The sequence below is a fragment of the Paraburkholderia sp. RL18-101-BIB-B genome (genome assembly GCF_046026985.1).
Taxonomy (GTDB): Bacteria; Pseudomonadota; Gammaproteobacteria; order Burkholderiales; family Burkholderiaceae; genus Paraburkholderia.
Genome location: NZ_JARESV010000012.1, coordinates 46,603 through 61,047 on the forward strand (window position 1 = coordinate 46,603; position 14,445 = coordinate 61,047).

The window sequence follows — 14,445 nt, forward strand, 5'->3', positions numbered from 1 at the left end:
CACTTCATGCGAATCCGATCCGGTTCAGCTTTCGCCGCATACCAGGCTCCACTCCTCACTGCACCGACACCATGAACTTTCGAACTTTCTTCTCCACGTTTCAGCGTGACCTGCTTGCGGGCACGGTCGTTTTTCTAGTGGCCCTGCCGCTTTGTCTGGGTATCGCTAACGCATCGGGCGTCGAACCATTTGCCGGGCTCGTCTCGGGCATTGTTGGCGGACTGGTGGTGGCCGTGCTGAGCGGCTCGCGCTTGAGCGTGAGCGGGCCGGCAGCAGGCCTTGTCGTGATCGTCGTCGACGGGATCGCGCAGCTCGGCAGCTTCTCCGCGTTCCTGCTGGCCGTGCTGCTGTCCGGCGCGATCCAGTTCGGTTTCGGCATGCTCAAAGCCGGCCGTTTTGCGGCCTATGTGCCGTCGCCGGTGATCAAGGGCATGCTCGCGGCCATCGGCGTGCTGCTGATCGTCAAGCAGTTTCCGCTCGCGCTCGGGCTGTCCGGCGTGCATGCGGCGTCGGGTACGCAAGCTGCCTCACTGGCGGCCGGAGCGGTTGCCACGCCGTTCGGCTCGATTTCGCTCGCAGCCTGCGTGATCACCCTGCTGTCGCTGGCGATTCTGATCGGCTGGGAGACGCGCGCATTTCGGCGCTTCGCACTGGTGCGCCGCGTACCGGCGCCGCTCGCCGTCGTTCTGCTGGGGATCGGCGCGACGTTGCTGCTCAGCGTGCTGGCGCCGTCGCTCGCGCCGCCCGCCGAACATCGGGTCGCCCTACCGCCGCTGGAATCGTTCGCGGCATTGCAACTCGCATTGGAATGGGCCGACTTCGGGCCGCACTTCGCGCAGCTCGTCAATCCCGATGTCTGGCGCGTCGCCATCACGCTGGCGATCGTTGCGAGCCTGGAAACGCTGCTGAGCCTCGAAGCCGTCGAGCAGATCGACCCCGAACGACGCGCCGCGCCGCCGGATCGCGAGTTGAAGGCGCAAGGCGTGGGCAACCTGATTGCCGGCGCGATCGGCGGCTTGCCGATCACGTCGGTGATCGTGCGCAGTTCGGCCAATGTGCATGCGGGCGCGCAAAGCCGGCTCTCGGCGATCATTCACGGCGTGCTGTTGCTCGTCAGCGTGTTTGCGCTCACTAGCGTCATCAACCTGATTCCGCTGGCCTGTCTCGCGGCGATCCTGATCTTCACGGGGTTGAAGCTCGCCAAGCCGTCGCTATTCGTCGCCGTCGCGAAACAGGGCTTTGCGCCGTTCGCGCCGTTTATCGTCACGCTGGTCGGCGTGCTCGCGACCGACCTGCTGATCGGCATCGTGCTCGGCATTCTGTGCAGCGTGCTGCTCGCGTTGTATGCGAATCTGCGCAGCCCAATCGTGCTCGCGCAACACGGCGATCACTATCTGCTGTCGTTTCGTAAGGACGTGTCGTTTCTCGGCAAGGTGGCGCTCAAGCACTACCTGCAGCAGGTTCCTGACGGCGCCACCTTGATCGTCGATGCGACGCGCGCCGATTTCGTCGACCACGACGTGCGCGAACTGCTCGACACATTCGTGGCTGACGCGCCACGCCGCGGCATCGCTGTCGAAGTGCGGCATCAGGTGCAGGCACAGGCGCGCGCGTCACGCGGCTGGTCGATGCGACGCACGGCGACGGAGTAACGCCGCTCGCAATGAAAAAGCCCCGTGCCAATCAAGGCACGGGGCTTTCCCGACTCATACGAAAAACGATGGCCACGCAGTCGCGCCGTCAGCGCGCTGCTACCACACCGCTTACTCCGAACGTTGCGGATTCAATTTGTCCGCGTTCGAGTACAGCTTGTTGAGCGCCGAGATATACGCCTTCGCCGAAGCCGCGACGATATCCGGATCGGTGCCCACGCCGTTGACGATGCGCCCGCTCTTCGACAGACGCACGGTCACTTCGCCTTGCGCCTGCGTGCCGGTGGTGATCGCATTCACCGAGTAAAGCAGCAGTTCCGAGCCGCTGCCCACTTCCGTTTCGATCGCGTTCAGCGTGGCGTCGACCGGGCCATTGCCGCGCGCTTCGCCGGTCACTTCCTTGCCTTCCACCGAGAACACGATTTTCGCGTGCGGTTGCTCGCCGGTTTCCGAATGTTGCGACAGCGACAGGAACTTGTAGTGCTCCCTCTCCTGCGCCTCGGCGGATTCTTCCGTGACAATCGCGATGATGTCTTCGTCGAAGATTTCCGACTTGCGGTCGGCCAGTTCCTTGAAGCGCGCAAACGCCGTGTTCAACTCGCCTTCGCTATCCAGCGCGATACCCAGTTCCTGCAGACGCTGCTTGAACGCGTTACGGCCCGACAGCTTGCCGAGCACGATCTTGTTCGCGCTCCAGCCCACGTCTTCGGCGCGCATGATTTCGTAGGTGTCGCGCGCCTTCAGTACGCCGTCCTGATGGATGCCCGAAGCGTGCGCAAACGCGTTCGCCCCGACCACCGCCTTGTTCGGCTGCACGACGAACCCGGTGATCTGCGACACCAGCTTCGAAGCCGGCACGATCTGCGTGGTATCGAGACCGATATCGAGGCCGAAGTAATCCTTGCGGGTCTTCACCGCCATCACGATTTCTTCGAGCGACGTGTTACCCGCGCGCTCACCGAGGCCATTGATCGTGCATTCGACCTGACGCGCACCGCCGATCTGCACGCCGGCCAGCGAATTCGCCACCGCCATGCCGAGGTCGTTATGGCAATGCACCGAGAACACCGCTTTATGCGAGTTCGGAATGCGCTCGCGCAGCGTTTTAACGAGCTGGCCGTACAACTCCGGCACGCCATAACCGACCGTATCCGCGATGTTGATCGTAGTCGCCCCTTCGGCGATCACCGCTTCCAGCACGCGGCACAGAAAGTCCATATCCGAGCGGCTGCCGTCTTCCGGCGAGAACTCGACGTCGTCGGTGAATTTGCGGGCGAAACGCACGGCCAGCTTGGCCTGCTCGAACACCTGGTCCGGCGTCATGCGCAGCTTCTTTTCCATGTGCAACGGCGAAGTTGCGATGAACGTGTGGATGCGGAAGTGATCGGCGGGTTTGAGCGCGTCGGCCGCGCGCTGAATGTCTTTGTCGTTGGCGCGGGCGAGCGAGCAGACCGTGCTGTCCTTGATCAGGCCCGCGATCGTATGGATCGAATCGAAGTCGCCGTTCGAGCTTGCCGCGAAGCCCGCTTCGATCACGTCCACTTTCATCCGCTCGAGTTGCTTGGCGATACGGATTTTCTCTTCTTTCGTCATTGACGCGCCGGGCGATTGTTCGCCGTCTCGCAACGTGGTGTCGAATATGATCAGTTTGTCGGACATGTCGAGTCTCCTGCGGAGTCGTTCAATTGTAGGGATGGGATATTGGAATTCGGCTGTCTGCGCCACCGCTGGCGACACTCGATCACGGAGAAGGCGGACGGAGGGTAAAACGATCAGCGTGACCCGAAGCGTGGCCATCAGCGCGGCGGACGCTCCAGCATGGGCACGCTCAGCGGCGCGCCGCCTGTCGAGGCTCGTTGCGCGGTTCGACAAGGAACGTGAACGCATTGATCCAAGGACTATAGCGACATTCCCGCCGGCGTGCAATTAGCGCCGGACCTGCCTACGGAGCGTTGCGGGGCACCGCCAAACGGGCTCGCCAAACGAAAAACGGCGACCCGATGGCCGCCGTTTTCCCGTGTCATGCACATCAGCGCACGCGAGCGAACCGTTACCTGTCGCCTGTCACCGAGCGAGCCGGATTCGCCCTGCCCCGCATCGCCTGATAACCCCAGAACACGTAACCGGACAGGCCGTACAGCACGAACAGGCCGAACAGCATCAGCGGCGGGTCGGAGGACACCAGCACGAACGCGACCACTACCAGCAGAATCACGCCGAACGGCACGCGATGCCGCACGTCGAGCGCCTTGCCGCTGTAGAACGGCGCGTTCGACACCATCGTCACGCCGGCGTAGATGGTCAGCACGAAGGCAACCCACGGCAGCCAGACCAGCTTGAGCGGCACGCGGTTGTCGGTGGCGAGCCACACGAAACCGGCGATCAGCGCCGCCGCGGCCGGGCTCGGCATGCCCTGGAAGAAACGCTTGTCGACCACGCCGATGTTCGTGTTGAAGCGCGCGAGACGCAACGCGGCGCCCGAACAGTAGACGAACGCCGCGAGCCAGCCCCAGCGGCCGAGGTCCTTCAGAATCCACTCGTACATCACGAGCGCCGGCGCCACACCGAACGACACCATGTCCGACAGGCTGTCGAACTGCTCGCCGAACGCGCTTTGCGTATGCGTCATGCGGGCGACGCGGCCATCCATGCCGTCCAGCACCATGGCCACGAAGATCGCGATGGCCGCGACCTCGAAGCGCACATTCATGGCCTGCACCACGGCAAAGAAGCCGCAGAACAGGGCCGCGGTGGTAAAGGCGTTCGGCAGCAGATAAATGCCGCGCTTTCTCAGGAACTGCTGACGCTGGGCGCGCCGGCTGTCGACCGCCGCCTCCGTCACCATCGGCTTGTTACGGCGGAACGGACGCGGAAGCGGTCCGCTGTTACGGGGTCGACGCGGTTTGAATGCGGCCATTCGGAAAACCTCCTTGGTGCCGCTTTATAGTTCAGCGAGGATCGTGGACGACGCCGAAACCTTCTCGCCGATCGACACACGCGGACGGCTGCCCACCGGCAGATACACGTCGACGCGCGAACCGAAGCGGATAAATCCGTACCGTTGACCACGGGTGAGCGGCTCACCTGCCCGTACGTAGCAAAGAATGCGCCGCGCGATCAAACCGGCGATCTGCACCGAGGTCACCGTCTGTCCGCCGGCCATTTCGATCACCACCGCATTGCGCTCGTTTTCGGTGGAAGCCTTGTCCACCGCGGCATTCAGATACGCGCCCGGGAAATATTCGACCTTGGAGATCGCGCCATCCACCGGCGAACGTTGCGAGTGGACGTTGAAGACGTTCATGAACACGCTGATCTTCAGCGCTTCACGGTTGGCATACGGATCATGCGCGGTCTCGACCGCGACGATACGGCCGTCGGCCGGGCACAGCACGGCATTCGCCTGCGTGGGGATCGGGCGCGCCGGATCGCGGAAGAACTGCACGACGAAGATCAGGAGGAGCCAGAACAGCCATGAAAAGCCGAACCCCGCGATGAAGTGAACCAGGAGTGCAACGACGGCCGCGATGGCGATGAACGGCCAGCCTTCTCGCGCGATGATCGGATGAGGGTAATTCATGAATGGCTTCTGTGTTTTTGGAGGGTAGCCCCCCTTCCTCGCGGAAGAAGGGCCCCCTAAGAACCGTACGTGCGAGTTTCCCCGCATACGGCTCAAATCTACAAACAAAGCCCGGTCTTAGGACCGGGCCGGCTTAGTTACCGCAATTTTACCTGCGTGCACCTGCTGATGGCAGTGCGGGTGAAGCAGAACCCTGTTCGAGAGAGCGTCAGTGCCACCGTGCATCCGATACTCTAGATGATGGTCATGCCAGCCGGTCTCCTTTGTCAGGGCACAGCCACAATGCGAGCAAAGCCCGTCTTGCGACATATACAGCGAAACCCATTGCTTCCGATAACGCATTGAGTGTTCCATGCGCGCCTGTCGCAACTGTTCGCCGTACTGCTCCCACTCAGGATCAAAGGGATTGAATGCTCCTTTGACCTTTCTGTGTCGCTTAATTTCCGTACCGCTGATCTGGTACAGGCTAAGCAACCCCTTACCACCGTCGTCACGAGCTACAGGAACAGCGAACACCCAGTGTCGATTGCCCTCCGAGTGAAAGTATTTCTTCTTCACCCATTCGGCGCTCTTGTTCAGGTGCCGCCTCTTCGACCACCGCCAAAGCCTTCGGAAAATCAAAGACTCCATGCGGCTGTATGCCTCTTTGGCGACCACAGGACTGTGATACTGCGCCCAGCCCCGTAGCATCGGGTTCAGCAGTCGAATCAGATTCTCCTGCTTTACCGTCTTATGACCGCTGATCGTATCCGCCACCTTGCGATAGAACGTTTTCACGTTCTTCTTGCTCGGCTTGATGAGTAGCGTCCCCGAGTACTTACGGAAATTCCACCCCAGGAAATCGAAGCCTTGGTCAATGTGTGTGATCCGCGTTTTCTCCTCGGACAGTTGCAGACCTCGAACGGCAAGGAATGTTTCCACCCAAGGTCGAACTTCCTGCTCCAGCAACTCTTGCGAGTCACCGGTGATCACGAAGTCGTCCGCGTACCGCACCACATTGACTTTAAGCTTGTTGGCTTTTGCGATCCCAAACTTCGCACTAAGGTGCGCTAGCAGTTCTCGCTCCAGCCCGTTCAGCGTCACATTCGCCAGCGTCGGAGAAATGATCCCTCCTTGCGGCGTACCGGCCTCTGTCGCCTGAAGCTGCCCCTTGTAAATCAGGCCAGCTTTCAGCCATTTCCGGAGGATTTCCTTGTCCATCAGGACATGGGTCTCCAACCAGTTATGGCTAATATGGTCGAAGCATCCCTTGATATCCGCCTCCAGCACCCAACGGGCTGAGCCCTTCTGGGACATGGCGACGAATATCTGTGACATGGCGTCAGCCGTCGAGCGGTTTAACCTGAACCCATAAGAGTTCGGGTCGCTCGTCGATTCCGACACCGGCTCCAAGGCCAGCAGATACAAGGCTTGCATCGCCCTGTCCCGCATGGTCGGAATGCCCAGAGGGCGCTCCTTTCCATTGGCCTTGGGGATAAAGACTCTCCGTAAAGGCAGAGGCTTATATCCACGCCGCTTCAACCTGCCGACAGCAAGCCATCGGCTCTCAGGCGAGTCCCAAAGTTCGCGATCGACTCCAGCCGTTCGCGCACCCTGATTCTGCGTAACACGTCGTACCGCATACAGCTTTGCGGACAACGTGCGGGTCAACATCCGTTGCAGGGCTCTCCCCCTGCGCCAGTTGCCTTCCCGCGTCGCCTTCGCAATTCGAATCTGCATCCCTCTCACGTTCCGTTCAACCCGCCGCCAATCTACGGCGTACCAGTTGTCCGGCGCGTGGGAAAGCGCAGATCCGTCCTTTCGGACAGATACTCTCATGCTGCTCTCCTACTCGAAGAAGTGAATCCCGAGCGAAGAACAGATCGCCCCTTGCGGGAGCGATCTGCTCCCGCAAGGGGGTTAAAAACATATGCTGACGGTCCAGAAGCCCGACAGCAATCATCTTCCAGCTAAGGGTTAGTCAGCCATCTTGCGACGGTAGACCAGACGGAAGTCTGCCCGCTTTCGCGTGGGGTAATGTTCCAACCCCTATCCGACCCATTACAGACCGGCTTTCGCTTTCTCCGTCATCCCATACCTGCACAATCAACAGCGTCCCTCACGGTTCGCCTGCCAGTCAAACTACGACCGGCAACCATACAGGCTTACCACGTTCCCGGCATGTCACACGACTGACTTAGGTTCTGCCTATTCCCCGGCGGTCCGATGACGACGTAACCCGAATTTACAGCGGGTTATCCGACCGCACACCTGTTTGGTTGATGCCTGTCAGCAGCTTTGGCACCGTCCTACTTACGAGGTTTATCAGCAGTTCATTTGCATTAACCATATCAGCCAGCCTAGCCCCTCAACCCCGTTGCTGCTGGGAGTCTCCGGATGGTCATCTCGCAACCACCATCCGCCCGAACTTCCGGGGGGTACATTGTTAGAAGAGCTTCACACCCCACCGTTGCCAGTGACACATGTCTTCCTAGGCTACTGCTGGTCGTACAGCAGGTTCACTACCCTCGCCAATGCAGCCAGCGAGGCCGAACAATGACACACCGAGCTTTTCGCTCGTATCGTTTAGCGACTCCGTTGCCCTGAGGCGCAGGAATTGCAAACATCACCCCGCCCTGTCGGCGGAGATGAAGCCGCTGACTGGGCGGGACCTGACGGTAATCAGGTCAATGCAATACGGTTGACGGCGGAATGCACCGTGTCCCGTGTTCACTACTAAGGTGTGCCCCTAAGGACACATCTACTGCTTAAAGTGCGGCTCACAAGGGAGCCGCCTGCGGAGGGCATGGTGAGTCCAGTCGAGACCTTCCTCAATAACCCTCTAGTCGATGCCCCGTAACGTGGGGCTGACGGACACGAGCGTGCGTGTCGCACGTAAAACCGTAGGATAGCAAAAGCCGCCCAGGGTTCAGCACCCTTGGACGGCTTTTTGATCTGTCCGGCTATTGCGGCACGGCGCCGCGCCGGACAACAGCTAGAACCAGCTTAGTTCTTCGACTGGTCGACCAGCTTGTTCTTCGCGATCCACGGCATCATCGCGCGCAGCTTCGCACCGACCTGTTCGATCTGGTGCTCGGACGTCAAACGGCGGCGCGATTGCAGCGTCGGTGCGCCAGCCTTGTTTTCGATGATGAAGCTCTTTGCGTACTCGCCTGTCTGAATGTCGGTCAGCACGGCCTTCATCGCCTTCTTCGTTTCAGCCGTCACGATACGCGGACCCGTCACGTACTCGCCGTATTCGGCGTTGTTCGAGATCGAGTAGTTCATGTTCGCGATGCCGCCTTCGTAGATCAGGTCGACGATCAGCTTCAGTTCGTGCAGGCATTCGAAGTACGCCATTTCCGGCGCGTAGCCCGCTTCCACCAGCGTTTCGAAGCCGGCCTTGATCAGGTCGACCGTACCGCCGCACAGCACGGCTTGTTCGCCGAACAGGTCGGTTTCCGTTTCTTCGCGGAAGTTCGTTTCGATGATGCCGGCACGGCCGCCGCCGTTCGCTGCCGCGTACGACAGTGCGATGTCACGTGCTGCGCCCGACTTGTCCTGCGCGACGGCGATCAGGTGCGGCACGCCGCCACCTTGCGTGTAGGTGCCGCGAACCGTGTGGCCCGGTGCCTTCGGCGCGATCATGATCACGTCGAGGTCGGCACGCGGAATCACTTGGCCGTAGTGAACGTTGAAGCCGTGTGCGAATGCCAGCGCCGCGCCTTGCTTGGCGTTGGCGTGCACTTCCTTCGCATAGACTTCGGCGATCTGTTCGTCCGGCAGCAGCATCATGACGACGTCCGCGCCCTTGACGGCTTCCGCCACTTCCTTGACTTGCAGGCCGGCGTTCTCAGCCTTGCTCCACGATGCGCCGCCCTTGCGCAGACCGACCGTGATGTTCACGCCGCTTTCCTTCAGGTTCAGCGCGTGCGCATGGCCTTGCGAGCCATAGCCGATGATGGTGACTTGCTTGCCCTTGATGAGGGAGAGGTCAGCGTCCTTGTCGTAGAAAACTTTCATGTCGGTTCCTTGGCTAAATTCGATGATTCAGTGAAATTCAAATGCTGCAAATAGTGTGTTGCGTGGCCGGGTTGGTGCAGGCACGGCCCGGCCTGGATCGAGACGGTTGAACGCTCGCGCGTCACACCTTCAGAATGCGCTCGCCGCGACCGATCCCCGAGCTGCCCGTGCGGACCGTTTCGAGAATCGCCGTGGCGTCGAGCCCTTCGATAAAGGCGTCGAGCTTGTCGCTCGCGCCCGTCAGTTCGATCGTGTAGGTCTTTTCAGTGACGTCGATGATGCGGCCGCGGAAAATATCCGACATCCGCTTCATCTCCTCACGTTCCTTGCCGACCGCCCTCACCTTGATCAACATCAGCTCGCGCTCGATGTGGGCGCCCTCGGTAAGGTCGACCACTTTCACCACCTCGATCAGGCGGTTCAGATGCTTCGTGATCTGTTCGATCACGTCGTCCGAGCCAATGGAGACGATGGTCATGCGCGACAGCGAACGGTCTTCGGTCGGAGCCACCGTCAAGGTTTCAATGTTGTAGCCGCGTGCCGAGAACAGACCAACCACGCGTGATAACGCGCCCGGTTCGTTTTCCAGCAGGACGGAAATGATGTGTCTCATGATTCGCTTCTTCCAGATGTTTTGTCGATGTCTGCGAGCGGAGTCGCGCCGCTTCGTCCGCCCTCGCCTTTCATGAAGGCGCGCATGACGAAGCCGACGCAAATTCCGTCGTTATAGATCTTCCGAACCCATGAGCATCTCGGTGATGCCCTTGCCGGCCTGAACCATCGGCCAGACGTTTTCGGTCGGATCGGTCTGGAAATCGAGAAACACCGTGCGATCTTTCAGACGCAGCGCTTCCTTGAGCGCCGGCTCGACATCGGCCGTGCGTTCGATACGCATGCCGACGTGGCCGTATGCTTCGGCGAGCTTCACGAAATCCGGCAGCGCATCCATGTACGAATGCGAATAGCGCTTGCTGTATTCGATCTGCTGCCACTGGCGCACCATGCCCAGATAGCGGTTGTTCAGCGAAATGATCTTCACCGGAGTCTCGTACTGCTTGCAGGTGGAGAGCTCCTGGATACACATCTGGATCGAGCCTTCGCCCGTGATACAGAGCACGTCGTCGTCCGGGTGCGCCATCTTCACGCCCATCGCCGCCGGCAGGCCGAAGCCCATCGTGCCGAGACCACCGGAGTTGATCCAGCGGCGCGGCTTGTTGAAGCGATAGAACTGCGCCGCCCACATCTGGTGCTGGCCGACGTCGGAACACACGAAGGCATTGCCGTCGGTCAGTTCCCACGCCTTTTCCACCACGTACTGCGGCTTGATGATCTCGCTCTTGCGGTCGAACTTGAGGCAGTCTTTCGCGCGCCAGGCTTCGATGTCCTTCCACCAGTCGGCGAGCGCCGCGGTGTCCGGGCCATGTTCGGCCGTTTGCAGCTGCTCGATCAACTCCTTCAGCACTTCCTTCACGTCGCCGACGATCGGAATGTCGACCTTGACGCGCTTGGAGATGGAGGAAGGATCGATGTCGATATGGATGATCTTGCGCGGACGCGACGAGAAGTGCGCCGGGTCGCCGATCACACGGTCGTCGAAACGCGCGCCGATCGCGATCAGCACGTCGCAGTGCTGCATCGCCATGTTGGCTTCGTACGTGCCGTGCATGCCGAGCATGCCGAGGAATTTCTTGTCGCTCGCGCGGTAGCCGCCCAGACCCATCAACGTGTTGGTGACGGGATAGCCGAGCAGATCGGCGAACTGGTTCAGTTCACGCGAGGCGTCCGCGAGAATGATGCCGCCGCCGGTATAGATGTACGGACGCTTGGCCGACAACAGCAACGCCACGGCCTTGCGGATCTGGCCGGAGTGGCCCTTCGTGACCGGGTTGTACGAGCGCAGCGAAACAGTCTTGAGCGGTTCGTACTGGCAAGGCGCTTTCGACACGTCTTTCGGAATGTCGATCAGCACCGGGCCAGGACGGCCGGTACGGGCGATATAGAAGGCTTTCTTGACGGTGGCGGCGAGGTCGCGCACGTCCTTCACGAGGAAGTTGTGCTTCACGCAAGGACGCGTGATGCCGACCGTGTCGCACTCCTGGAACGCATCCTGGCCGATCGCGGCAGTCGGCACCTGGCCGCTGATCACCACCATCGGGATCGAATCCATGTAGGCGGTGGCGATGCCGGTCACCGCATTGGTGACGCCGGGGCCGGAGGTCACGAGGCACACACCGACCTTGCCGGTGGAACGCGAGTAAGCGTCGGCGGCGTGGACAGCGGCCTGCTCGTGGCGCACGAGGATATGCTGGAACTTGTCCTGCTTGTACAGCTCGTCGTAAATGTAGAGTACCGAGCCGCCGGGATAGCCCCACACAAACTCGACGTCTTCGTCGGCCAGTGCCTTCATGAGCACGGTGGCGCCGATAGAGTCAGCTTCGGGATGGGGAGTCGTATCCGACGTGGAGAATTCCGCGCTGGGCATATTCATTAATTCACCTTTCGAAATTTCGGCAAAAATTTGATCGGGTGCTCTCTGCCGGGCTTGTGGCTCGGGTTCAAGCGGCGCGTCCAGTTGACAGGTGAGCTTCTTGGGCCACACCTCAATTGAGACAAGTCACTTATGTTGCGAACCAGCGACGATATCTGCAGACGCCCGCGCGGTCAAGCAAATATTGCCTTGGCGCCTTCCGCCGAATCTCGAAAATGACCGAAAGCCTGTTATAGAGATGCAAGGTGAATCACGTTTCGCCCCAGCGGCGCAAAAGTTTGTTAGCATCCGCGAGTTTTACGACATTTTTCGACCGATTACGCGCACGCTCGCTGCGCCGACCCCCAACGGATGGCATCAGACAAGGAACTCGCCGATTTTCTGGCGGGCGTCGAAAGGCGCGCATTCAAGCAGACGGTCTACGCCGTGCGGGACGACGACGCCTCGCTGGATATCGTGCAGGACGCGATGATCAAGCTCGCCGAAAAATACGGCGACCGTCCGGCCGCCGAACTTCCGCTGCTGTTTCAGCGTATTCTGCAGAATGCGATGCACGACTATTTCCGTCGTGCGAAAGTGCGCAATACTTGGGTGAGTCTTTTTTCGTCGCTTGGCAACGCCGACGACGAGGATTTCGACCCCCTCGAAACCTTCGAGGCCCAGCAAGGCTCGGCGGGTTCCGAGAGCAACGAACAGAAACTCGAACGCGAACAGGTTCTGCAGTTAATCGACGACGAGATCCAAAAGTTACCGGCACGTCAACGGGAGGCGTTTCTCATGCGTTATTGGGAAGATATGGATGTCGCCGAGACTGCCGCCGCAATGGGCTGCTCCGAAGGCAGTGTGAAAACGCACTGCTCGCGGGCCACCCACACGCTGGCGCAAGCGCTCAAGGCCAAAGGAATCACGCTATGAGCTCCCTCGAAACTAAAGAACTCGAGTTCGCCCGCCAGGTGCGCCGCGCGCTCGACGAAAACGCCGCCAGCATTGCGCCCGCCACCGTCGATCGACTCGCCGCGGCGCGCCGTGCCGCGCTCGCCCGCAAGAAGCCCGAAACCGTGAGCGCGCCGGTGTTCGTGCCGGCCCTCGCCGGCGCGGGCATGGCCTCCGGCATGCCGCCGGTCGAACTGCCGCAGCGCCGCCGTTCGCCGCTGCGCCGCTTTGCGCTCGCGTGGCCGCTCGCCGCGCTGGTCGTCAGCCTCGTGGGCATTGCCTACTGGGAAGACCAGCAACGCACCGCCGAACTCGCCGATATCGATGCCGCCATGCTAAGCGACGACCTGCCGCTCAATGCCTATCTCGACCACGGTTTCAACGCGTACCTTTCACGCGCCCACTGAGCGGGAGATTCTTCGGGTGAGTTACAAGCGCGGCCTGGCCGTTGTCTTCGGATGCACGATCGCGGCCCTGGTGTCGTTTGCCGCGACTTATCCGCGCTTTTATCCGAGCCCGTCGCCCGTCAGCGCGCCTGTCGCGGGCGCCAACGCGACCGCCAAGGCGCCCGCGCCGACGCTCGCCGTCGAATTGCCCAGCCTGCCCGGCAGCAACAGTCCGATGGCATGGTCGCGCCTGACGTCGGCCGAGCATATCGCGCTCGCGCCGTTTGAAGCCCAATGGGATTCCTTCAGCGACGAACGTAAACGCAAATGGCTGAAGATCGCGTCACGTTACCCGAAGATGTCGGCCGATGCGCAAAAACGCCTGCATGAGCGCATGACTGAATGGACCCGTATGACGCCCGATCAGCGGCGCGTCGCGCGTGAAAATTACCAGGTGTCGAAGGAATTGCCGCGCGAAACCCGTCAGAACGCGTGGAAGGCGTATCAGCAGCTGCCCGAAGAACAGAAGGAACGGCTCGCCGCCAGCGAGCGTAAGCGGCGCCCCAGCGTGGTCAGCGCGCCGCCCTCGGGCCGCAGCGAAATCAAGGGGCTCGATCGCCTGGTCAATGCGCGTGAGCATGGCGCAAGCGGCGCTGCAGCGGCGAGCGCGGCAGCCGCGGCGTCGTTGCCGAGCCCGGTCGCCGCGCCGCCGATTCCCGCCGCCGGCAGTTTCGTGCCCGCTACGCCGCTGCCGGTTTCGCCGGCTGAAGCGCCGTCGATCTTCAACGGCTCCTGAGCCTAGCCGCGCCGTGTCCCAACCGCTCGAGTCCTCAGCATTGACCGCCGATACCAACGGCAACGCACCCACCGTCCGGCGGCGCCTCGCGGCGCTGCTCTATGAAGCGGTGATCCTGTTCGGCGTGGTGTTCATCGCCGGCTACCTGTTCAGCACGCTGACGCAGCAACGCAATGGTCTGACTCATCACAACCTGCTGGCAACCTGGATCGGCCTCGTGGTCGGCGTGTATTTCGTCTGGTTCTGGACCCACAGCGGCCAGACCCTGCCGATGAAAACCTGGCGTCTGCGCGTGGTCGCCGCAGACGGCAAGCCGCTCTCCACCGGCCGCGCGGTCGCCCGCTACGTGCTCGCGTGGCTATGGTTCCTGCCGCCGCTCGCGCTGCATCCGCTGCTCGGACTCAAGCTGCCGCAGACGCTGCTGATCGCCGGCATCTGGTTCGTGCTGTGGGCGGCCACCGGCCGCTTCGATCCGCAGCGTCAGTTCCTGCACGACCGCCTCGCGGGCACACGGATCGTCAGCGTCTCGCGCTGATCCGCCTCGAGCTACCCGGTCGATATTTCGCTTATCTGTTGGGCCGCTATTTCCCGGCGCGCCATGCCGAGCG

The 14,445-nt window shown here is 61.3% G+C and carries 12 protein-coding genes; 5 read left to right on the top strand and 7 right to left on the bottom strand.

The genetic code is table 11. The features are described from left to right. Nucleotides 1–71: 71 nt before the first annotated feature. The gene (locus tag P0D73_RS19070; protein WP_408178041.1) at nt 72–1,652 is read left to right on the top strand and encodes a SulP family inorganic anion transporter; all 1,581 of its coding nucleotides are present in this window, start codon (nt 72–74) and stop codon (nt 1,650–1,652) included. A 111-nt stretch (nt 1,653–1,763) separates the two neighbouring features. Here P0D73_RS19070 and P0D73_RS19075 read toward each other — a convergent pair whose 3' ends face one another. From P0D73_RS19075 to P0D73_RS19105, 7 genes are all read right to left on the bottom strand, one after another. Further along, nucleotides 1,764–3,311, bottom strand: a complete 1,548-nt coding sequence (locus P0D73_RS19075) for a 2-isopropylmalate synthase (protein WP_132375261.1) — start codon at nt 3,309–3,311, stop codon at nt 1,764–1,766. A gap of 391 nt (nt 3,312–3,702) precedes the next feature. Beyond that, complete coding sequence (gene pssA, locus P0D73_RS19080; RefSeq protein ID WP_132375262.1) at nt 3,703–4,569, bottom strand: CDP-diacylglycerol--serine O-phosphatidyltransferase; 867 nt, start codon at nt 4,567–4,569, stop codon at nt 3,703–3,705. 24 nt (nt 4,570–4,593) lie between these two features. Further along, nucleotides 4,594–5,232: a phosphatidylserine decarboxylase gene (locus P0D73_RS19085; RefSeq protein WP_012432365.1), complete on the bottom strand. Its 639-nt coding sequence runs from the start codon at nt 5,230–5,232 to the stop codon at nt 4,594–4,596. 117 nt (nt 5,233–5,349) lie between these two features. Next, nucleotides 5,350–7,050: a group II intron reverse transcriptase/maturase gene (gene ltrA / locus P0D73_RS19090; protein ID WP_171925029.1), complete on the bottom strand. Its 1,701-nt coding sequence runs from the start codon at nt 7,048–7,050 to the stop codon at nt 5,350–5,352. A gap of 1,167 nt (nt 7,051–8,217) precedes the next feature. Beyond that, a complete protein-coding gene (gene ilvC, locus P0D73_RS19095; protein WP_132375266.1) occupies nt 8,218–9,234 on the bottom strand; it encodes a ketol-acid reductoisomerase in 1,017 nt (338 codons plus the stop codon). Between the two features lie 121 nt (nt 9,235–9,355). Next, entirely contained in the window at nt 9,356–9,847 is a 492-nt protein-coding gene (gene ilvN, locus P0D73_RS19100) for an acetolactate synthase small subunit (RefSeq protein WP_007175629.1), read from the bottom strand. 111 nt (nt 9,848–9,958) lie between these two features. Further along, on the bottom strand, nt 9,959–11,722 hold the full coding sequence (locus P0D73_RS19105; RefSeq protein ID WP_408231388.1) for an acetolactate synthase 3 catalytic subunit: 1,764 nt from the start codon (nt 11,720–11,722) through the stop codon (nt 9,959–9,961). Nucleotides 11,723–12,073: 351 nt separating this feature from the next. Between P0D73_RS19105 and P0D73_RS19110 the strand changes: the two genes are divergently transcribed. Genes P0D73_RS19110 through P0D73_RS19125 form a run of 4 tightly spaced genes read left to right on the top strand, consistent with a single transcriptional unit; the run spans nt 12,074 to nt 14,372 of the window. Further along, nucleotides 12,074–12,637, top strand: coding sequence for an RNA polymerase sigma factor (locus P0D73_RS19110; protein ID WP_012432361.1), 564 nt, complete (start codon nt 12,074–12,076; stop codon nt 12,635–12,637). Beyond that, complete coding sequence (locus P0D73_RS19115; RefSeq protein WP_132375269.1) at nt 12,634–13,062, top strand: DUF3619 family protein; 429 nt, start codon at nt 12,634–12,636, stop codon at nt 13,060–13,062. The genes P0D73_RS19110 and P0D73_RS19115 overlap by 4 nt, the downstream gene beginning before the upstream one ends. A gap of 16 nt (nt 13,063–13,078) precedes the next feature. Further along, the gene (locus P0D73_RS19120; RefSeq protein ID WP_408287193.1) at nt 13,079–13,837 is read left to right on the top strand and encodes a DUF3106 domain-containing protein; all 759 of its coding nucleotides are present in this window, start codon (nt 13,079–13,081) and stop codon (nt 13,835–13,837) included. A gap of 13 nt (nt 13,838–13,850) precedes the next feature. Further along, the gene (locus P0D73_RS19125; RefSeq protein WP_408432502.1) at nt 13,851–14,372 is read left to right on the top strand and encodes an RDD family protein; all 522 of its coding nucleotides are present in this window, start codon (nt 13,851–13,853) and stop codon (nt 14,370–14,372) included. Nucleotides 14,373–14,445 lie beyond the last annotated feature (73 nt).

What these genes read in the sequence shown, in the direction of transcription:
- P0D73_RS19070 (WP_408178041.1), top strand. Translation starts at nt 72, where the DNA reads ATGAACTTTCGAACTTTCTTCTCCACGTTTCAGCGTGACCTGCTTGCG.
- P0D73_RS19075 (WP_132375261.1), bottom strand. Translation starts at nt 3,311, where the DNA reads ATGTCCGACAAACTGATCATATTCGACACCACGTTGCGAGACGGCGAA.
- pssA (WP_132375262.1), bottom strand. Translation starts at nt 4,569, where the DNA reads ATGGCCGCATTCAAACCGCGTCGACCCCGTAACAGCGGACCGCTTCCG.
- P0D73_RS19085 (WP_012432365.1), bottom strand. Translation starts at nt 5,232, where the DNA reads ATGAATTACCCTCATCCGATCATCGCGCGAGAAGGCTGGCCGTTCATC.
- ltrA (WP_171925029.1), bottom strand. Translation starts at nt 7,050, where the DNA reads ATGAGAGTATCTGTCCGAAAGGACGGATCTGCGCTTTCCCACGCGCCG.
- ilvC (WP_132375266.1), bottom strand. Translation starts at nt 9,234, where the DNA reads ATGAAAGTTTTCTACGACAAGGACGCTGACCTCTCCCTCATCAAGGGC.
- ilvN (WP_007175629.1), bottom strand. Translation starts at nt 9,847, where the DNA reads ATGAGACACATCATTTCCGTCCTGCTGGAAAACGAACCGGGCGCGTTA.
- P0D73_RS19105 (WP_408231388.1), bottom strand. Translation starts at nt 11,722, where the DNA reads ATGAATATGCCCAGCGCGGAATTCTCCACGTCGGATACGACTCCCCAT.
- P0D73_RS19110 (WP_012432361.1), top strand. Translation starts at nt 12,074, where the DNA reads ATGGCATCAGACAAGGAACTCGCCGATTTTCTGGCGGGCGTCGAAAGG.
- P0D73_RS19115 (WP_132375269.1), top strand. Translation starts at nt 12,634, where the DNA reads ATGAGCTCCCTCGAAACTAAAGAACTCGAGTTCGCCCGCCAGGTGCGC.